This is a genomic window from Acinetobacter sp. UBA5934 (assembly GCF_002430855.1).
Lineage (GTDB): Bacteria > Pseudomonadota > Gammaproteobacteria > Pseudomonadales > Moraxellaceae > Acinetobacter.
On the sequence record NZ_DJDC01000029.1, the window covers coordinates 18,420 to 37,542 of the forward strand.

The following is a 19,123-nucleotide window of genomic DNA, read 5'->3' on the forward strand; positions in this document are numbered from 1 at the left end:
CTTAATTAAAAAAATCATCATTGCCTAAACTTAAACCATCCTCCTTTTTCTTTACTGTTGCAGATGGTTGTGGTTTTTCAATCTTTGGCTGTATAGGTACAGTTTGTGCTTCAACCGTTGGTGCCGTATCAGTGGTTGCTGTCGTTGCTACGTCCGCTGTCATGTTGATCACATCAGCAGCGGTGTTTGCATGTTTATCTGAGTCATCTACATGTATTTGGTGTTGATCTCGTTCCTGTTGACGAACACCCTGTTCATTCAATTCATTTTCACTTGGTTCATCATATAAATCAGGTGGAAGTTGAACCTCCTCTGCACTTTCATCAAAGCCATACGCTGCATAAGGATCATCAAGATAATCGCTTTGCGTATGGTTCTTTTGATACACATAAAAAGCTATAACGAATCCTATTACACACAAAACCAATAAGATGCGTTTCCGTTTTTTTGATGCATGCGCTATAGCTTCTTGCTTGAGCTTTTCTTCTGCCTCTTTTGCTAGACGTGCTGCTTTGGCTCGACGTTGATCTTCTTCTTCACGTAAGCGTTGCTTTCGAATCGACTCTTTAATCTGTTCATCACGTTGGGCTTTGGCTTGACGTTCTTTTTCGAGTTGTTCTTCGTATTCACGTTTATGCTTTTCAAATTCTTTATCACGCCAAGCACGTTCACGTGCTTTGCGCTCAGCCTCTTCCCGTTCACGTTTGCGTTGTGCTTGTTGTTCTTTACGGTATTGTTCTCGGCGTCGTTCTTTGCTCTGTGATTCTTGCTGTTGGCGTTGCGATTGTTCTTGTTTTTCTTGCTGTGCTTGCGCTTGTCGATCACGTTCAGCTTGTTCACGTTTTTCACGCTCGGCATTGGCTTGGTGTTGACGCTTAGCTTGTTCCTGTTTTTCTCGTTCGGCTTGCTCGGTTTGTTGACGTTTTTTACGTGCAGCTTGTTCTGCCTGTTCACGTTGTCTACGTTCAGCTTCTTGCTGTTGACGGGCTTTAAATTGCTGGAATGAATAAAGTGCAGCGTCGTATTCTTCACGCTTTTCATCATTGAGCAATACATCTTTAGCTTCATTTAGCAGTTTCATCATTTCTTCTGCTTCATGACTATTACCTTGATGGCGATCAGGGTGATATTTAAGAGCTAATTTTCGATACGCCTTTTTAATTTCTTGGCTAATTTCATTGTTATCAACACCCAATAAATCATAAAAATCAATCATTAAAAAAATAAATTATAAATATAAAAGTATTCCAATTATAATGATTTATCCACAAAATTTACTATCTTTTTCATATTTTTTTAATCCTAGATAACGTAATTGAGTCATAGAATAAGCTTCTGACACAGTTCAATGTTCATCAAGTACAGTGGCCTTTTTGATTCTAAAATGAGTTAATCATTTTTCTAATACACAAAGAAATCCCCTCCCGTCATAGCCACCACGCGCTAAATTTTGTAGAATACCCCTTTTATCCCATGGTGCTTTTCTATGACCGCTTGGACTGCCCACGTTACCGTCGCCACTGTTATTGAAAAAAATGGAAAATTCCTTTTTGTTGAAGAACATACTCAAGGGGTAACGCATACTGTATTTAACCAGCCTGCGGGTCATGTCGAATGTGGCGAAACGCTTATACAGGCAGCCATTCGTGAAACCATGGAAGAAACCGGGCATGAAGTAGAAATTACAGACCTGCTTGGCATATATACCTATACTCCCCCGATGTTCCCTGACCGTACCTATTTCCGTTTCTGCTTCTTGGCTAAAGATCTGCATCATCATGCAGAGGCAAAACTGGATACTGGAATCGTGGGTGCCGTCTGGATGACATTGGACGAACTGGAAGAATCTGCACGCGCACGTAGTCCTTTGGTGATTAAAGCCGTCAAAGATGCCTTATCCGGTCAAAAATATCCTTTATCGCTCGTTTACGAGCACCAAAACTCTCCCCTATTTACAACTTTGGATGCTTAATCCTATGCAACAACGTGTCATCGTCGGTATGTCTGGTGGTGTAGATTCATCTGTGTCTGCAGCACTTCTTCTTCAACAGGGTTATCAGGTTGAAGGTCTTTTCATGAAAAACTGGGAAGAAGATGACGGCACGGAATATTGCACGGCCATGGAAGATCTTGCCGATGCGCAAGCCGTGTGTGACAAAATTGGCATCAAACTGCATACCGCCAATTTCGCCATGGAATACTGGGATCGCGTTTTTGAGCATTTTCTGGCTGAATATGCGGCTGGCCGTACGCCCAACCCAGACATTTTATGTAATAAAGAAATTAAATTCCGTGCCTTTTTAGACCATGCCGTGAATTTGGGTGCAGACTTTATTGCCACTGGTCATTACTGCCGTCGCGGTGAAACCATGACCAACTCGCGTGGTGAAGAATACGCGCCTTTGTTACGCGGATTTGACCAAAACAAAGACCAGACTTATTTCCTGCATGCCGTACATGGCCGGGAAATTAACAAGACCTTGTTCCCTGTCGGTGAAATTGAAAAGCCACAAGTGCGTAAAATTGCTGAAGAGCTGGGTCTGGCAACTGCCAAGAAAAAAGACTCCACCGGAATCTGTTTTATTGGCGAACGTCGCTTTAATGACTTCTTAAAACAATATCTGCCTGCTCAAGCTGGAAAAATTTATCTAGATACAGGTAAAGAGGTTGGTGAACATCACGGCTTAATGTACTATACCCTCGGTCAACGAGGCGGCATCGGCCTAGGTGGTCTTAAAGGCGAAGCTGAAGGTGCATGGTTTGTTTTATATAAAGATATTGAAAACAACCGCCTTGTTATTGGTCAGGGTCATGAGCATCCACTGATGCAAAGTACTATACTTTGGAGTGAAGCGATTGACTGGGTTGCGGGTGAGCAAGAGATTCCAGAAACGGGTTTCCGCTGTACGGCTAAAACCCGTTACCGTCAACCTGATCAAGCCTGCGTCATTTATAAAGACAACATTATGCCAAATGGCGTAAGAGTAGAATTTGATGAACCGCAACGTGCGGTGACTCCAGGACAAAGTGTAGTGTTCTACGCAGATGAAGTTTGTTTAGGTGGCGGTGTGATTCATCATACCAATGCGCCAAAACCTGATTTTATTTAAAAGGAAGCGATAGGCATGGCTGAGTTACCCTTTCAACAGCCTCGAACTTTGAATGTACGCCAAAATCGGGCTTTGGCATTGGCAGCTGTGTTTCAATCGACACAGCTGACCCATATGACCGCCATGTCAGGACAGCAGAGTGTCGGTGAAAGTGGCAGTTTCTATTTGGAACAACTCATCAAAGCCAGCCTGAATATCCGTCCTACCGCCAATGAATCCTGCCAAACTTTAGATTTTTTTAATCAGCTTGCCGATATTTCCCTCGGTTTAAAAACTTTAGAAAATAGTATTACCCAGCCGTTTAACACTTCTCCCAAATCTCGCTTACCTAAACTATCTAACGCCAAATTGCCGATGAGCTATGCCATGGCATTGTTACAGTTAGAGAAAAAAGTCTATAGCAATCCGAAATTTGTAGAAATTATTGAACAATCGCAACAGAAAATTCTGAAACAGCTGTCTTTCTTTGACAATAACTATCTGCATCCCAGCATTATTGCCAATCTTGCCCAAACCTATATTGAAACTGCGGGACAAATTAACCCACGCATTATGGTCAAGGGCAATGCCGAAGCTTTTAAAGACAGTGGACATACCAATCGTATCCGCGCTTCCCTGTTCACAGGACTGCAACTGGCGCATTTATGGCGTCAGCTGGGCGGCAGTTCATGGGGCATGATTTTCAGTAAGCGCAAGCTACTCCAAGATATTCAAGATCTTGCCCGTTTACAGTATCAGGTGGTTTAACCTGATGCGATCCGGGCATTCCGCTTTACACGAGGGACTGTATATATTTTATAAATGATTGCGACTATTTGTGATTTTTAGAGGATACAAGGCATGATTTGCGAAACTTAGTCATTCTAAGTAAGCAAAGCATAACGATGTAGCATCAAAAATCACAATCGTCCCAAAGGGTTGAGCTTAAAAATTTCTCAAACATCGTTACGAATTTTGAAAATAGTCTTACTATTTTCTTCATTCCATGCCTTGTTTGATTATTTTTAATTCTCAACGCAACTTCTTTATAAAATATATACAGTCCCATTATTCCAAAGTTTAAGGAATCGCTATGAACGCTTTAACCGCACTTTCTCCATTAGATGGACGCTATGCTAGCAAATGTGATGCTTTGCGCCCTTTCCTCTCTGAGTTTGGTTTAATCCATGCTCGTGTGACTGTTGAAGTACGCTGGTTACAAGCGCTTGCAAACCGTCCTGAAATCACTGAAGTTCCTGCTTTCAGCGCAGAAACCAATGCAGCACTGGATGCGATTGTTGCAAACTTCTCTGAAGACAATGCCAACCGCATTAAAGAAATTGAACGCACCACGAATCATGACGTTAAAGCGGTTGAATACTTCCTTAAAGAACAGATTGCTGATATCGAAGAATTAAAAAATGCCGGTGAATTCATTCACTTCGCATGTACTTCTGAAGACATTAACAACTTGTCTCATGCTTTAATGCTGAAAAATGGGCGTGAAGTTTTAGTTGCTGCAATGCAACAAATCATCGACTCAATCGTTGCTTTAGCTGAAACGCACGCTGAACAACCGATGTTGTCTCGTACTCATGGTCAAACTGCAAGCCCGACCACTTTGGGTAAAGAAATGGCGAACGTGGCTTACCGTTTGGCGCGTCAAATCAAGCAATTCAAACAAGTTGAATTACTGGGCAAAATCAACGGTGCGGTAGGTAACTACAACGCACACTACTCTGCTTACCCAGAAATCAACTGGCCTGCGCATTCACAAGCATTTGTTGAATCTTTAGGTTTGCAGTTCAACCCGTATACCACTCAAATTGAACCACATGACTACATGGCGGAACTTTTTGATGCATTACGTCGTTTCAACACCATCTTGATCGACTTTAACCGTGACGTTTGGGGTTATATCTCGCTTGGTTTCTTCAAACAACGTTTGAAAGAAGGCGAAGTTGGTTCTTCTACTATGCCGCATAAAGTAAACCCGATCGACTTCGAAAACTCTGAAGGTAACCTGGGTATTGCAAATGCAGTATTGGCTCACTTGGGCGAAAAACTTCCTGTATCTCGCTGGCAGCGTGACTTAACCGACTCTACTGTACTTCGTAACATGGGGGTTGGTTTCGCGCAAAGCTTGATCGCATTTGAAGCGTGTTCTAAAGGTATTGGCAAACTTGAATTGAATGCACAGCGCATTCTGGAAGATCTTGACCATGCTCAAGAAGTGCTTGCTGAACCAATTCAAACTGTTATGCGTCGTTATGCGGTTGAAAAACCATACGAAAAACTTAAAGCCCTGACTCGTGGTCAGGCGATGACTCGCGACATGATGGTTGATTTCGTAAATGGTAACGAGCTTGAAGCTGTTCCTGCGGCAGATCGCGCACGTCTTGCTGAAATGACACCTGCAACCTATACAGGTAATGCATCAACTCAAGCTAAACAAATCAAAGACCTTATTTCTAAAATTTAAGTCTTAAATTTCATTTCTGATTTTTTAGAATGATTATAAAAAGCGAAGCTTAGGCTTCGCTTTTTATTGGGTGAACAAAATTAATATTTTAATTATGGCAATGGACAATAACGCATCCAATCCGCTTTCATTTTTTCCAATTCATCACCACTTAAAACATCACTGAAATAAATATAATAGGTTGCATCTGGATATTGAATCTCATGTCTAAACAACATGCCGCGCAAAGAAACTGACAATTCTTCAGGGAAGTCATCCGCTAAATAAAGCGCTTCAAAGTCATAATTAAAATAGCAATTCTGTTTTGCTTCGAATGCTTCTACAACAGCCATATGCACTACCTGGGAAAATCATAAAAAATATAAATACATTTTAACGGATCCACTTATAAAAAGCCTTTATAAAGGGCAAAATCATGATGCATAACAGCACAATTGATCAGGGAAATAACTATATGTTTGGCGCTATTTCAGCGATCAGCCTGACTTATTTTGCTAAAAAGGCAGTCGCAATATCTATATGCTTATACAGTAATATATCGACCTGAGTGTACAGACTCATGTTCCGATGGCGAAAATATAATTTACCATTACACTGAAATAGTGAAGCTTAGACTTCGCTTTTTTATTAGAATAGAATCCGTTGACAATTCATCTATGTCTGTAACGATATAAGTCATTCATAAAATTTCAACACTTCCAATAAAACTTTGTAAATACAAAAAAATAATGATTGAACATCAATTGAGCATTAAACACTGGCTTGCACTCGCAGTGATCACGGTTGCGATCATCATCGCAAGTATTCATCCTTTAGAATTTGAAGCATATTTACTGCATCAAGCAGGTACAGTTTTTTTGCTTGCTGTCTTGTTGTTTACCCAGAAGAAAATTGGCCTGACTTATTTCAGCTTTGTGTTATATCTTCTGTTTTTACTGATTCATATTCTCGGTGCACATTATCTCTATTCTTATGTACCCTATAATGAATGGCTGATTCAACTGTTCAGTTTTGACCTTAACCAATCGATGGACTGGTCACGCAATATGTACGATCGCCTGGTGCATCTTGCCTGTGGTTTACTGCTCTACCCAGCGATACTGCGGCTGTTTCAGGTGTGGCTACCTGGCGCTAAACCCTTCGCGTTATCTTTATTGGTGGTTCAGTTTATCATGGCCACCAGTTTAATTTATGAATGGATTGAATGGTGGATTGCCCTGGGTTTATCGCCTGAAGAAGCTGAAAATTATAATGGTCAACAAGGTGATATCTGGGATGCGCATATGGATATGCTGCTTGCAACACTAGGAGCTGCAAGCTCCGGTCTGCTTGATCTGTACTATCGTAGAAGCTTAGTTAAAGTACCACAACCAGAAAGCGATCAACACGCCTAGTGAAAAAAGTGAAGCAAAAAGGGGGAACCATGAATGGGATTCTATCCCCCAGAACATCCGTTTTGCCAGCCATTTTTTCAGCAGAACACTATTTAGTGTTAGCGCTGTCAAATGCAGCAACACACTGGCTAAAAACAGATTGGCGAATAATTCATGGATTTCTTTTAAACTGTGGCTATGCGTATAGTCGGTAAAAAAACCGGCCAGCACCGTTAAAGGTAGCAGACAAAAAATACCCAGTATGCTGAGCTGAAACAGGCTGAAACTGGCTGCTTTTAAAAATGTTGGCGATAGCCATTGCTGCGGCTGTGCCCAATAATGCTGTACAAATGGCTTAATCACCTGCCATCGGCGGCTTAACCCTGAAGGCTGGGTATGAGCCAGTCGAGGGGCAAAAAACTGCCATAAAATTCTTAGTATCAGGCTGATCCCGAGGGTATAACCCAAGGCCATATGTACGTGATGCCATTCCTCTGCATCCCCCGTGAGATAAGCTCCGGTAAAACTTAAAATAATGACGATATGCAGAAACCGGATCAGTAAATCTGTTGAAGAGGTCGTCGTACGATGAAGCATAAAAAACCTGTGCTCATTTATTTTAATGCCATCATAAAAGATCAAGCTGAATCAGAGATTAAGATCCAGTCAAAAAAATGGCGCTCATTAGAGCGCCATTTTAAAATTAGAAGATCACTTTAAATTAAAGCTTTGGATCACGCAGTTGAATGACATTGGCACTCGCTTTTGACAACGTTTCCATGACTTTATTCATCACTGCCGGTACTAGACCATCTGCCATTTGTGCTGCTTGTAAACCCAGCTTTTCACCCAAAGTCGGTTTACGGCGGGTTTCAATCACAAAAACTTCATGCTGTGCCAGCAAACCGAGTAAATATTCATCTGAAGTTTGCAGTTTATCCACCAGATTTAGTTCAAGTGCATCTTTGCCATACCAGTGCTCACCTGTTGCCACTTTCTCAACATTCAATTGTGGACGGTATTTTTCAACAAAGTGCTTAAACAGCTCATGGGTTTGCTGCAACTCTTCTTCAAATTTGGCTTTGCCTTCAGCAGTATTTTCACCAAACATGGTTACGGTACGTTTAAACTGACCCGCAGTATAAAGCTCGAAATCAATATGCTTTTCTTTCAGCAAGCGGTTAAAGTTTGGTACCTGCGCAACCACACCAATTGAACCGACCACTGCAAATGGTGCAGATACAATTTCATTGGCAATACAGGCCATCATATAACCACCGCTGGCGGCGACTTTATCCACACAAATTGTCAGGTTAAATCCGGCATCACGTAAACGCACCAGCTGGGCAGCAGCCAGACCATAGCCATGCACCATACCACCCGGACTTTCCAGACGCACCACCACACGGTCACGTCCCGCTTTTGCAGTGGCTAAAATCAGGGTAATTTCTTCACGCAGATTTTCTACTGCAGATGCCGCAGTGTCGCCTTTGAAATCGAGCACATAAATTTTTTGATTATTTTTTTTACGTAAACGTGTTTCTTTTGAAAGCTGCTGAGCAAGATGTAACAGCTCTAATTTAGATGCAGTCGCTTGGGCAATTTTTTTACGCTGTTCATTTACACGTGCATTTAAATGGCTGATACGGATTTCAGCAGGTAGTTTCGGATTGTGGAATAACATATAAAATGTGTTCTCTATTTATTTCGGTTTATACGTATTAGATTAGGTCAATTTGGCAATTTTTCAACTGTACTTATTGAATTATGTCGTGATGCTCTTTGAAGCATCTTGTGATATTGCTGATGCACTTCTGCAATGGACAATATACGCAGAAATACCGGAAATTGGCTATAGTAAAGCAAACCGATAATGAAGGCATTAATCGGCCACCACGTTAAAATCCAAAAGCTTGATCCTCTCGTACTCACAAAGGGTGTGACCCAAACATACATCGCAATACCGCCATAGATAAATAAGCCAAGCAACAAATATTGCCACCATTTTTGTTTCAGAAAAAATCGTGTCATTGAATCATTTAGTTTTTGCTGACCAGATCTATCACCTTCTACACTTTCTATAACTTCTTTTAACTTAAAGTTATAGTGTGCATAAGCACGAATATAGGCATTCCATTTTCGACGAAAAGATGCACTGGCTTGTTGTTGTTTAAAACGTAGGTAGAAAATAGGCACAATGAAAATAGATATCATGACATAGACATCATATAACCATCGATGATAATTGGTCATGCCACGACTTTGCGAGGTTGGAAACCAACCCTCATGTACAAATAATGTCGCCATTAAAATGCTCAAGCCGACCAAAATGATACTTAAATTTCTGGGAAAATTGACCGAGCCGAATAATGATTTATACAGTTCTTGCTGAGCTTGAGCAACAACCTCCCCCTCTTTCCTAGTCAAATGATAATTACGCATATTTATATAATTTATATTTTTAAAAATCATATACATCATAACAAAAAAAACAGAATCTTTAGATTCTGTTTTTTTAATAAAAAATTTTTAAAAATTAACCGAAACGACCAGTAATGTAGGCTTCAGTCAATTGATGATCTGGCTGAGTAAAGACTTTTTCAGTTGAATTGACTTCAATCAAATCACCCAAATGGAAGTAAGCAGTACGGTCAGATACACGTGCAGCCTGTTGCATCGAGTGAGTGACAATGGCAATGGTATATTGCGTTGAAAGCTCTGAAATCAGTTCTTCAATTTTGGCCGTTGCAATCGGATCCAGTGCTGAACATGGCTCATCCATCAGAATCACTTCCGGACTAACCGCAATGGTACGGGCAATACATAAACGTTGCTGCTGACCACCTGATAGACCTGTACCCGGCTGGTTCAAACGGTCTTTGACTTCATTCCACAGCCCCGCTTTATGTAGGCTATTTTCCACAATTTCTTCCAGGTCGTATTTGTCGCGCGCCAAACCATGCAGTTTAGGACCATAAGCCACGTTATCAAAAATCGATTTCGGGAACGGATTCGGTTTCTGAAATACCATACCGACTTGTGCACGCAGCAACACCACGTCCAGATTCGGATCATAGATATCCTGATTATCCAGCATCACTTTACCGGTCACACGACAGGTATCAATGGTGTCATTCATACGGTTTAAGGTACGCAGGAAAGTTGATTTACCACAGCCTGATGGACCAATAAAGGCGATCACTTCATTTTCATAGATATTGATATCAATACCTTTAATGGCTTCTGCCTCACCATAGTAAACATGCACATCTGAAGTGCTTATTTTAACATTCGACGTTTCATTTTCTTTTTTCGTTGAAGTCTGAGTATCGAATTGAGAAACAAATGAAGTACCCGGATGTTTTTTATCGACTTCAGGAGCGGTAAATTGTTTCTGTTCTGGATTCACGGATTCATCCTGTGGTAATGAATTTGCTTGTGTCATAGCTGTTACAGTATTCATATATTGTCCTCATTTACCAGCGCACTTCAAATTTCTTACGTAACCAGATAGCAAGGCTGTTTAAACCAACCATCAGCGCCAGTAAGACAATAATTGCGGCAGCGGTACGTCCTTCAAAGAAGTTACGTAATTCGTTACCCTGCCATAAGAAAATTTGTACCGGTAATGCAGTAGATTGATCAAGCGGCGTTGTAGGCACACTTGCCACAAAGGCACTCATCCCGATCAGAAGTAAGGGTGCAGTTTCACCTAATGCTTGCGCTACGCCAATAATCGCTCCGGTCAAAATACCCGGAATAGCAAGTGGCAATACATGGTGAAAGACCGTTTGTACACGGGAAGCACCCAAGCCCAATGCCGCTTGACGAATTGAAGGTGGCACTGCTTTAAGCGATGCACGGGTGGTAATAATCACGGTTGGCAAAGTCATCAGACTGAGTACCAGACCACCAACCAACGGAGCAGAAAGCGGTAAATGCATCCAGCCGATAAAAATCGCAGCACCGAGCAAACCAAACACAATCGAGGGAACGGCTGCCAGGTTATTAATGTTGACTTCAACAATATCAGTCATGAAATTTTTAGGGGCAAATTCTTCCAAGTAGATGGCTGATGCCACACCAATCGGAATCGAAATAAAGATCACAATCATCATCATGAACAATGAGCCCATGAACGCACCGGCAAGCCCCGAGGTTGCAGGTGAACTACGAGAATCCGGATTGGTAAAGATATTGGTATTGAAGGTATTTTCAATCATACCATTGGCTTTCAGCTGATCGGCAAGTTGACGCACTTCCGGACTTATTTGCTGCTGGTCGTCAGGTAAGCTGCGATCAATATTTCCCGCTAACCATACGTCGACATTGGCATCTGCCAGAATTTTAATTTGCTCTTTTTGACCAATCAGGCTTGGATCAGCCATCACCATATCACGCAAGCGATACGCTTCTGAACTGGTATACAGGCCAGATAATTCATCGCGTTTTGAGGCCAATGAAGAATCTTTTGCAATCATGCTATTGACGATGAGTGCATCCCAATCCACCATGCCCATTTCAGTTTGCCAGGCAATGGTCCGTTCCTGAAACTGCGCAGGAGATTCCCCTTCCTTTTGCACAGGCTTTGCACCTACCTGAATAAGCGCAGGATCAAAGTAAACCGGTACAGAAATACTGCTTTGCCAAAATGCAGGTAAGCCTTTCGCTAAAATACTTCCGAATAAAAGCACGACGAAGAACAAGCCTGTCACGACTGCAGAAAATCCTAAAATACGGAAGGTTTTCTCTTTACGATGACGTTTTGCTAGAGAACTCGCAATTTTTTGTTTACGTTTTTCGCGTAGTTCAGCGGCAGCTTGTGGGTCAAAGGTCTGTCCCATAGAGGATGAATTAGAAGTACTCATTCGTATTGCTCGCGATATTTACGCACGATGTACAGTGCAACAATGTTTAATCCCAAGGTAATCACAAATAGCGTTAGACCCAGTGCAAATGCAACCAGCGCTTGCGGGCTGGCAAAGTCGGTATCGCCGGTTAACTGGTTCACAATGGTAATGGTGACTGTAGATACGGCTTCCAGCGGATTGACATGCAGTAATGGACTATTCCCTGCCGCAAGTACCACAATCATGGTTTCGCCAATCGCACGTGATGCAGCAAGTAAAAATGCCCCGATAATACCTGGCAGTGCAGCCGGCAGGACCACCTGACGAATGGTTTCCGATTTGGTGGCACCGAGTCCTAAAGAACCGTCGCGTAGCGCACGCGGCACCTGGGTAATAATGTCATCCGACAGTGAAGATACAAACGGGATAATCATGATGCCCATGACAAAACCGGCGGTTAAAGCACTGGTCGCATTAATGTGGACGCCAATACTTTCGCCCAGCATTTTGAAGAATGGGCCAATCACCATTAATGCAAACACACCATAGACAATGGTTGGAATACCGGCTAGAACTTCAATCGCGGGTTTTGCCCAAGCACGAAAACTTGAAGGTGCATATTCAGCCAGATAGATGGCAATCATCAATCCCACAGGAACCGCAACCAGTAAGGCGATCCCGCTCACCATCAGGGTGCCCCAGATTAATGGGAGCAGGCCGTAACTACCTTCTGCATTTCCAGAGGTACTAAAACCCGGGTTCCATTCGATTCCAAAAAAGAAATCGATCGGGCTGACAAAATGGAAGAAGCGCATGGCTTCACTAAACATTGAAAGTACAATGCCGATGGTGGTTAAGATGGCCACGCCGGAACATAGAGCCAGGCTCCAGTTAATGATTTTTTCAACCTGGTTACGGGCACGATATTGCTGGGCAACGCGCTTTTTAGCCATCACCAGTCCGGCTAAGGCAGCACAGATCACTAAAGCCAATTTGGCAAAAGAACTGATGGTTTCAATTTTTGCAAGTTGTTGTGCAGCCGCAATTTCATAGGCTGCGGCTTGATCACTCACCCCAAAACCGGAGGCAATGGCCTGAACACGATCAATTAAAACTTCAATACTCGCTTGATCTAATGTCGCTGCAATACTTGCAGGTACATTATTGAGTACCACATGACGCAGAATATTCGGTTCGACAATATTCCAAACCAGTAAAATTAAAAAAGCAGGGATACCACACCATAAAGCCACCAACGCACCGTAATATCCGGGACGTGAATGCAATTTCGCAGAGTTATTTCCCTTACCTGCTAGGTTACGGCTTTTCGATAACCCGATTTGATAGGCGATGGCGATCAATGCCAATAACACACCCATAAGTAGCAGATTCATGTATTCTCCAGCATTTTTCAATTTTCATGCTTTGAAAAACTTGTCTATGCAAAAAAGCTGAAGGTAGAACTTATTCTACCGTCAGCTCATTCATCCTCATTATTACACCGCTTTACCAGCTTTCAGTGCAGCAAGAACTTTGGCGCGTTCTTTATCTGACATAGAAATCAGGCCAGCTTTTTCCAGTTTAGAACCTTTACCTGAAACTTTCTTGTTCAGGAAGTATTCAGAATACTGTTGTAAACCTTTGATTGATTTAAGGTGCTCACCTTTTACGTAAAAGTACAATGGACGTGATACCGGGTAAGAACCGTTCAAAATGGTTTTCTCTGATGGCGTCACATTGTTTACTGTCGCAACACGTAACTTGTCACGGTTTTGATCATAGAAACCTAAACCAAACACGCCTACTGCACTTGGAGAGGTTTTTAAACGTGCCAATGTTTCAGTATAATCGCCAGAAATTTCAATCACTTTTCCGTCTTTACGGAAATTTGAGCATGTTTTCTTCTGAGCATCTTTATCTAAGTTTTTGAAATATGCATAAGATTCACAACCTGCTTCAATCATTTTTTCCTGGAACACTTCACGTGTACCGTGGTTTGAAGCTGGAATCACCAAAGTAATCGGTTCATTTGGAAGTGACTTGTCAATCTGGTTCCAGCGTGTATACGGGTTTGGAACCAATTTTCCATTTGAAGGCAACTCTGCTGCCAGTGCTGCAAATACATGTTGTGGACGTAATTTATAAGCTGCTTTCTTTGAGTTAGACGCAAACACAATACCGTCATAACCTACTTTAATTTCAATGACTTGATTCACGCCAGCTTTTTTACATGCAGCTAATTCAGTATCTTTAATTTTACGAGATGCATTGGCGATGTCGATGGTATTGTCACCCACACCCTGACAGAATTGTTTTAAACCGCCAGAGGTACCGCCCGAACCCACCACCGGTGCTTTGAACTGCGGGAAAGTATGACCAAATTCTTCTGCTACAATACTTGCGTAAGGTAAAACAGTTGAAGAACCAGCGATCTGAATGGTGTCACGAGCTGCATTTGCTGTGGTTGCTACAGCTGCCCCTGAAAGTGCTAAAGCAAGTGCGATGTAATTTAAGCGCATTCTTTTCTCTCTTCAATAGATGCAATTTTGAAGTACGCTACTTTTTTATAAAGTTTTGTACTTATTTCGATAATTGCATTTTGATTTTAGAATATGACAAGCAAGTTACAGCATTGTGACGCTTTGATGATAATTCATTTCTTTTGTATGATTTTTAAAATTATTCTTTAAATTCAATCATTAAAATATCTATAAAAATATTATTCAAGCATTATTTTTAAGCCTATATTTGTAATAATTCTTAAAACTGTCATTTCCTCTTGCTTCCGGCTTCTACTTATTAGTGTGTTTATTCTATCAACAGACAGTAAAATTGTGGTTTTTCCAGATTTCTTTTCTATCGGTATTAAGTTTAAATCCGTTTTCACAATTTTACTGTTCTAATTTTTGCAATCACTCGTCCAAATCTTTGAAATTTCATAGAACATGGCTTTGTCATATATTCAAAAATAAATAATGACAGTGAAATGACCATGAACAGTAGAACAATTCCAAATTTCAATCCGGATTTACCCGTTCACATGACCTTTGAGGAACATGACTGGCATTTGCTTGCAGAATACTGGTATCCAATTGCTTTGGCCCGTGATATTTCTGATCAGCCGCTGGGTACCATGTTACTGGATATGCCACTGGTGATTTATAAAATGGATGATGAGCTCATTGTTGCTAAAGATGCCTGTCCTCATCGTGGAGTGCCTTTAAGTTTGGGCAAAAATGATGGTCAAGGCGTGGTCTGTCGTTATCATGGCTTGCGTTTTGGTGAAAAAGGTCACTGTAACCGTATTCCGGCACATCCTGAGCATAAAATTTCCGATCGCTTTCATTTACGCACTTATGCCGCGGTAGAACGTTATGGTTTGATTTGGTGTAGCCTGACTGCAAATCTGGAAGCTGAACCGAATATTCCGCACATGCCTAATTGGGATGATACTGACTTTCAGCAATTGGTCTGCCCGACAGTAGATTTCAAGTGTTTTGCCGGACGGCAACTGGAAGGCTTTATTGATGTCGCGCATTTTGCCTGGGTTCATCCGGATACCTTTGGTGATCCTGACAATACTGAAGTGCCTGACTATAAAACCATTGAAACAGCAACAGGATTTCATGCCGACTATTGGAGCAGTGTCGGACGTTACCCGATTGGCATGGAGCAACGTGGTCAGCAAGGCTTTCAATGGCTGCGGCATTTTGAAATCCATCTTCCCTTTACCGCAACACTCACCATTCATTTTCCGAATGACAGCAAACAAGTGATTATGAATGCCGCATCACCGATGACTGCACGCAGTACTCGCCTATTTGCTCCGATTTGCCGCAACTATGACAAAGACTTACCGGTTGAAGATGCTTATGATTTCAACTTAAAGATTTTTGAAGAAGACCGCCTAGTATCCGAATCACAGAAACCTGAATATTTACCGCTTGATTTAAGCCTTGAAGCCCACTTCCCGGCAGATCGCAGTTCCAGCATGTACCGTAAACTATTACGTAAAAAAGGTTTTAGTCCATTGTTTGCAGCGTAAATAAATAGCTTACAAATAATAAATGAGGGCATAACTGCCCTCATTGACTTGAATTTAATCTTCTCATTTTACCTCATTTCTAGTGAGGAATTTCTGCAAAATCAGTTTGACCTTTTTGAAGGGGTGCTTGATATTTGATTAAGAAAACACAGCATAATGCGATGATTAACGGAATACCCAGCGCATAAAAGTAACCGCTTACGCCATAGCCAGTTAAAATAATTCCGCCAATGGCTGAACCAATAATTGCCCCCATTCGGCCCATCCCAATAGCCCAACCCGTCGCTGTTGCCCGAACTTGAGTTGGATATGCGGCAACCACCAAATAATTCAATGCCAGTTGCTGACCTCCAATCCCAAAGCCGGCCAAGGCAATCAGTGCAAAAATATAGCCCCATTGCTGAGTTTCGATGAGTAGTCCTAGCCCTATAACCACAGCCAATCCTGTGAACAGCATAAAAGTTAATATTTTGGCTGTATTTAATTTGGGTAACCAATAAGCCAAAGGTATAGCAAAAACAATAAAGGCTGCATTCACCGTGACAGAAGCATACGGTGCTTGCTCTGGCGCCAGACCTGCCTGTTTTAAAATGGTAGGTAACCATGACAGCAACATGAACCAAGCGATCCAGTTAAAGAAATATGTTCCCCATACCCCAGCTGTAGTACGCGCTAATCCGTTTTGAAACAGGATACTTAACTTCGCTTTGTTTTGATCTGTCGGATTTGCTGTGATCAGATCTGCCTGTGTGAATGAAACCGTTTTAGGAGAAATTTTATTCAGGATTTTTTGTATAGCGGCAATATTTGAAGCACTATTTTTTTGTGCCATATATTCCAAGGATTCAGGTAAAACAAAATACAATACAATCAGTAAAACAAGGGGTAGCGCTCCCCCAATCATATAAATCCCCTGCCAGCCCACCAGAGGCAACATTTTTGCCGCCAGTAACCCACCAAACATTGCTCCTGCAGGCAAAGCCAATAAAACACCTGTAGTGACTGTGCCTTTAAAGCGTTGGGGTGAATATTCCGCCGCAAGAGCCAACAATACGGGGGTTGCCCCTCCCATACCTAAACCGGCAATTACTCTTAATATAAATATTTGTTCAATATTGCTGACAAAAGCTGTAAAAAGCGTAGCAGTAGAAAAAATGGCTGTGCAAAACAGTAATGTTTTTCTGCGCCCCAGTTTATCGCCCAATAATCCTAACAACATAGCACCGACTGTCATTCCAACAATTCCAGCAGTTAGAATGGGCGCCAATGCACCCGGTTGTAAATTAAAATGCGCTAATAAGGCAGGTGCTGTAAATGCGATCGCCTGTGTATCAAAACCATCAAATAAAGCAATGGTGAAACAGAGTAAAATGACCATCCATTGATAAGATGATATTTTCTGGTCTATCACCTCTTTGATTAATGACTTTCTTGCTTGAACCTTCTCCATGTTTCACTTCCTTTTTTCCTTTATATTCCCTACTTTAGAAACTGACGATAAGAAGATCAAAGACCAAAAAGGTATGTATTTATGCATTGATCGTATATTTCATTTCCTGTTTTTTAAATATAAAAAAAGGAGATCAAATGATCTCCTTTTTTCTACCCATTCAATCGATTAATCAATTGCAGGAGTATATGTACCATCCGCGATTGGACCTTTAATACGATCAGCTTCTGCAAGCACTAAACCTAACAGATTTTTCACGTTCTCAAGAGTCACTACCGGGCTTAAAGTAGTCATCTTCAAGGATTGATTTTGGCCTACTTTAGTGACACCAATATTCGCTTCACCACGGGCAAACAGTTCATCGGCAACGTTCTGGTTCAGTGTATCTAACAATTCTGCCGGATAATCTGCAGGAACCACACGGAACAATACCGATGCAAATTGAGGTTCAACCAGAAGCTCTAAACCATCAGTTGCCTTGATGTAGTCAGCCACTTCACGTGTCAACTTCACACCATGGTCGATCATTGAACCATACAGCTCTTCACCTAGCGCTTCTACGGTCATCCACAATTTCAATGCGTCGAAACGACGCGTGGTTTGTAATGACTTGGACACCAGGTTCGGTACACCATGTTCTTCATCATAAGCAGAGTTAAGGTACTCAGCTTCATAATGCATGAAACGGTAGTTCGCTTCATCTTTCAACAAGAATGCGCCACACGAAATGGTTTGGAAATAATGCTTATGGAAATCCAGTGTGATTGAATCAGACAACTCGATGCCATCCAGCATTGAACGATATTCATTCGACAGAATCAGCGCACCACCCCATGCTGCGTCGATGTGCATCCACGCGCCATATTTGTTGGTGATTTCACGGATTTCTTTCAATGGATCAATCGCACCGGCATCGGTAGTCCCTGCAGTTGCAACCACACATGCCACGATCTTGCCTTCAGCCTGAAGATGCGCCATGGTTTTTTCCAGAGCATCAACATCCATCTGCGCATTTTCATTCACAGGAACAGTCACAACAGACTGGAAGCCCATGCCCATCATTGCCATGTTCTTTTGCACAGAGAAGTGCGCATTTTCAGAACAGATGACTTTGACATTACGCATTGCATCACCTGGAATACCATCGCGCTGCACAGACCATGGATTACCGTTTTCGTCTTTCCAGTTTTTCGAAATGCAAGCGTCACGCGCAAGTAACACACCCATCAAGTTAGACTGGGTACCGCCAGAGGTGAATACACCCGCCTGACCTGAACCGTAGCCCACTTTTTGACGTAGCCAGTCAATCAGCTGTACTTCCATCAATGAACCGGCCGGGCTTTGATCCCATGAGTCCATAGACTGGTTAGTTGCGTTAATCAATACTTCTGCAATTTGGCTTGCCACCATAGTTGGACAATGCAAATGTGCTAAGGAGTGCGGATGGTGTACTTTTAAGCTTTTGTTTAAGAAAAGCTCAACCATACGCTCAAGTGATTTGTGTAAACCCATACCTTCTTTTGAAGGATGAAATGCAATCGCACTGCGTAGCTCTTTAATGCTGCCGCCAGTGTACATTTTGTCGTTTTGCAACCATGCAGAAACGGCTTTTACCGCTTCATCCATGGCTGACTGATAGTCAGCCATGGATTGTGCATCATTGCAGAATAACGCTTTACGGTGTTCTGCAAAATCTACCATGAATTACGCGCCTCGAGTTGCAACAAGTGCTTCAGCAAGTGCTTTTTTGAAGCGAACAATAACTTCTTCACATTCAGCCTGATTGATAATCAGCGGGCAAAGTAAACGAATCACTGTACCGTTACGACCACCT

At 42.0% G+C, this 19,123-nt stretch carries 17 protein-coding genes; 6 read left to right on the forward strand and 11 right to left on the reverse strand.

The genetic code is table 11. From position 1 onward, the window contains the following. Position 1: 1 nt before the first annotated feature. On the reverse strand, positions 2-1,216 hold the full coding sequence (locus B2Y23_RS02105; protein ID WP_092818555.1) for a DnaJ domain-containing protein: 1,215 nt from the start codon (positions 1,214-1,216) through the stop codon (positions 2-4). A 270-nt stretch (positions 1,217-1,486) separates the two neighbouring features. On the opposite strand from B2Y23_RS02105, the gene B2Y23_RS02110 reads away from it, so the two are divergent. From B2Y23_RS02110 to purB, 4 genes are all read left to right on the forward strand, one after another. Further along, entirely contained in the window at positions 1,487-1,972 is a 486-nt protein-coding gene (locus B2Y23_RS02110) for an NUDIX hydrolase (RefSeq protein WP_092818556.1), read from the forward strand. Between the two features lie 4 nt (positions 1,973-1,976). Continuing rightward, a complete protein-coding gene (gene mnmA / locus B2Y23_RS02115; protein ID WP_291368733.1) occupies positions 1,977-3,110 on the forward strand; it encodes a tRNA 2-thiouridine(34) synthase MnmA in 1,134 nt (377 codons plus the stop codon). A 15-nt stretch (positions 3,111-3,125) separates the two neighbouring features. Beyond that, complete coding sequence (gene hflD, locus B2Y23_RS02120; protein WP_291354649.1) at positions 3,126-3,857, forward strand: high frequency lysogenization protein HflD; 732 nt, start codon at positions 3,126-3,128, stop codon at positions 3,855-3,857. A gap of 325 nt (positions 3,858-4,182) precedes the next feature. Continuing rightward, positions 4,183-5,571: an adenylosuccinate lyase gene (gene purB, locus B2Y23_RS02125; protein WP_291354650.1), complete on the forward strand. Its 1,389-nt coding sequence runs from the start codon at positions 4,183-4,185 to the stop codon at positions 5,569-5,571. A 92-nt stretch (positions 5,572-5,663) separates the two neighbouring features. On the opposite strand, the gene B2Y23_RS02130 is transcribed toward purB, so the two are convergent. After that, on the reverse strand, positions 5,664-5,903 hold the full coding sequence (locus B2Y23_RS02130; RefSeq protein WP_291354651.1) for a hypothetical protein: 240 nt from the start codon (positions 5,901-5,903) through the stop codon (positions 5,664-5,666). A gap of 396 nt (positions 5,904-6,299) precedes the next feature. On the opposite strand from B2Y23_RS02130, the gene B2Y23_RS02135 reads away from it, so the two are divergent. Next, on the forward strand, positions 6,300-6,965 hold the full coding sequence (locus tag B2Y23_RS02135) for a DUF2238 domain-containing protein (RefSeq protein WP_291368735.1): 666 nt from the start codon (positions 6,300-6,302) through the stop codon (positions 6,963-6,965). Here the strand turns inward: B2Y23_RS02135 and B2Y23_RS02140 are convergent. From B2Y23_RS02140 to B2Y23_RS02170, 7 genes are all read right to left on the reverse strand, one after another. Next, positions 6,924-7,541: a cytochrome b/b6 domain-containing protein gene (locus B2Y23_RS02140; RefSeq protein ID WP_291354653.1), complete on the reverse strand. Its 618-nt coding sequence runs from the start codon at positions 7,539-7,541 to the stop codon at positions 6,924-6,926. The genes B2Y23_RS02135 and B2Y23_RS02140 overlap by 42 nt on opposite strands. Positions 7,542-7,665: 124 nt before the next feature. Then, positions 7,666-8,628: a protease SohB gene (gene sohB, locus B2Y23_RS02145; protein ID WP_291368736.1), complete on the reverse strand. Its 963-nt coding sequence runs from the start codon at positions 8,626-8,628 to the stop codon at positions 7,666-7,668. Between the two features lie 47 nt (positions 8,629-8,675). Continuing rightward, positions 8,676-9,416 (reverse strand): hypothetical protein, encoded by a 741-nt coding sequence (locus B2Y23_RS02150; RefSeq protein WP_291354655.1) that lies wholly within the window; start codon positions 9,414-9,416, stop codon positions 8,676-8,678. A gap of 64 nt (positions 9,417-9,480) precedes the next feature. Then, a complete protein-coding gene (gene pstB / locus B2Y23_RS02155; protein ID WP_291354656.1) occupies positions 9,481-10,407 on the reverse strand; it encodes a phosphate ABC transporter ATP-binding protein PstB in 927 nt (308 codons plus the stop codon). A gap of 13 nt (positions 10,408-10,420) precedes the next feature. Beyond that, a complete protein-coding gene (pstA, locus tag B2Y23_RS02160) occupies positions 10,421-11,812 on the reverse strand; it encodes a phosphate ABC transporter permease PstA (RefSeq protein ID WP_291354657.1) in 1,392 nt (463 codons plus the stop codon). Further along, the gene (gene pstC / locus B2Y23_RS02165) at positions 11,809-13,188 is read right to left on the reverse strand and encodes a phosphate ABC transporter permease subunit PstC (RefSeq protein ID WP_291354658.1); all 1,380 of its coding nucleotides are present in this window, start codon (positions 13,186-13,188) and stop codon (positions 11,809-11,811) included. The genes pstA and pstC overlap by 4 nt, the downstream gene beginning before the upstream one ends. Positions 13,189-13,290: 102 nt before the next feature. Beyond that, positions 13,291-14,313, reverse strand: coding sequence for a substrate-binding domain-containing protein (locus B2Y23_RS02170; RefSeq protein WP_291354659.1), 1,023 nt, complete (start codon positions 14,311-14,313; stop codon positions 13,291-13,293). Between the two features lie 473 nt (positions 14,314-14,786). On the opposite strand from B2Y23_RS02170, the gene B2Y23_RS02175 reads away from it, so the two are divergent. Further along, positions 14,787-15,839 carry a Rieske 2Fe-2S domain-containing protein gene (locus B2Y23_RS02175; protein WP_291368738.1) on the forward strand — a complete coding sequence of 351 codons (1,053 nt, stop codon included), beginning with the start codon at positions 14,787-14,789 and terminating at the stop codon, positions 15,837-15,839. A gap of 79 nt (positions 15,840-15,918) precedes the next feature. On the opposite strand, the gene B2Y23_RS02180 is transcribed toward B2Y23_RS02175, so the two are convergent. Together B2Y23_RS02180 and B2Y23_RS02185 are read right to left on the reverse strand one after the other, a co-directional pair. Beyond that, a complete protein-coding gene (locus tag B2Y23_RS02180; protein ID WP_291354661.1) occupies positions 15,919-17,289 on the reverse strand; it encodes an MFS transporter in 1,371 nt (456 codons plus the stop codon). Between the two features lie 168 nt (positions 17,290-17,457). Continuing rightward, positions 17,458-18,990, reverse strand: a complete 1,533-nt coding sequence (locus B2Y23_RS02185; RefSeq protein ID WP_291368740.1) for a pyridoxal phosphate-dependent decarboxylase family protein — start codon at positions 18,988-18,990, stop codon at positions 17,458-17,460. Positions 18,991-19,123 lie beyond the last annotated feature (133 nt).

Bases quoted from the DNA above. Each gene is read 5' to 3' on its own strand.
- B2Y23_RS02135 (WP_291368735.1), top strand. From the start codon at position 6,300: ATGATTGAACATCAATTGAGCATTAAACACTGGCTTGCACTCGCAGTG.
- B2Y23_RS02110 (WP_092818556.1), top strand. From the start codon at position 1,487: ATGACCGCTTGGACTGCCCACGTTACCGTCGCCACTGTTATTGAAAAA.
- mnmA (WP_291368733.1), top strand. From the start codon at position 1,977: ATGCAACAACGTGTCATCGTCGGTATGTCTGGTGGTGTAGATTCATCT.
- purB (WP_291354650.1), top strand. From the start codon at position 4,183: ATGAACGCTTTAACCGCACTTTCTCCATTAGATGGACGCTATGCTAGC.
- B2Y23_RS02140 (WP_291354653.1), bottom strand. From the start codon at position 7,541: ATGCTTCATCGTACGACGACCTCTTCAACAGATTTACTGATCCGGTTT.
- pstC (WP_291354658.1), bottom strand. From the start codon at position 13,188: ATGAATCTGCTACTTATGGGTGTGTTATTGGCATTGATCGCCATCGCC.
- B2Y23_RS02185 (WP_291368740.1), bottom strand. From the start codon at position 18,990: ATGGTAGATTTTGCAGAACACCGTAAAGCGTTATTCTGCAATGATGCA.
- B2Y23_RS02105 (WP_092818555.1), bottom strand. From the start codon at position 1,216: ATGATTGATTTTTATGATTTATTGGGTGTTGATAACAATGAAATTAGC.
- hflD (WP_291354649.1), top strand. From the start codon at position 3,126: ATGGCTGAGTTACCCTTTCAACAGCCTCGAACTTTGAATGTACGCCAA.
- pstA (WP_291354657.1), bottom strand. From the start codon at position 11,812: ATGAGTACTTCTAATTCATCCTCTATGGGACAGACCTTTGACCCACAA.
- B2Y23_RS02175 (WP_291368738.1), top strand. From the start codon at position 14,787: ATGAACAGTAGAACAATTCCAAATTTCAATCCGGATTTACCCGTTCAC.
- sohB (WP_291368736.1), bottom strand. From the start codon at position 8,628: ATGTTATTCCACAATCCGAAACTACCTGCTGAAATCCGTATCAGCCAT.
- B2Y23_RS02150 (WP_291354655.1), bottom strand. From the start codon at position 9,416: ATGATTTTTAAAAATATAAATTATATAAATATGCGTAATTATCATTTG.
- pstB (WP_291354656.1), bottom strand. From the start codon at position 10,407: ATGAATACTGTAACAGCTATGACACAAGCAAATTCATTACCACAGGAT.
- B2Y23_RS02180 (WP_291354661.1), bottom strand. From the start codon at position 17,289: ATGGAGAAGGTTCAAGCAAGAAAGTCATTAATCAAAGAGGTGATAGAC.
- B2Y23_RS02170 (WP_291354659.1), bottom strand. From the start codon at position 14,313: ATGCGCTTAAATTACATCGCACTTGCTTTAGCACTTTCAGGGGCAGCT.
- B2Y23_RS02130 (WP_291354651.1), bottom strand. From the start codon at position 5,903: ATGGCTGTTGTAGAAGCATTCGAAGCAAAACAGAATTGCTATTTTAAT.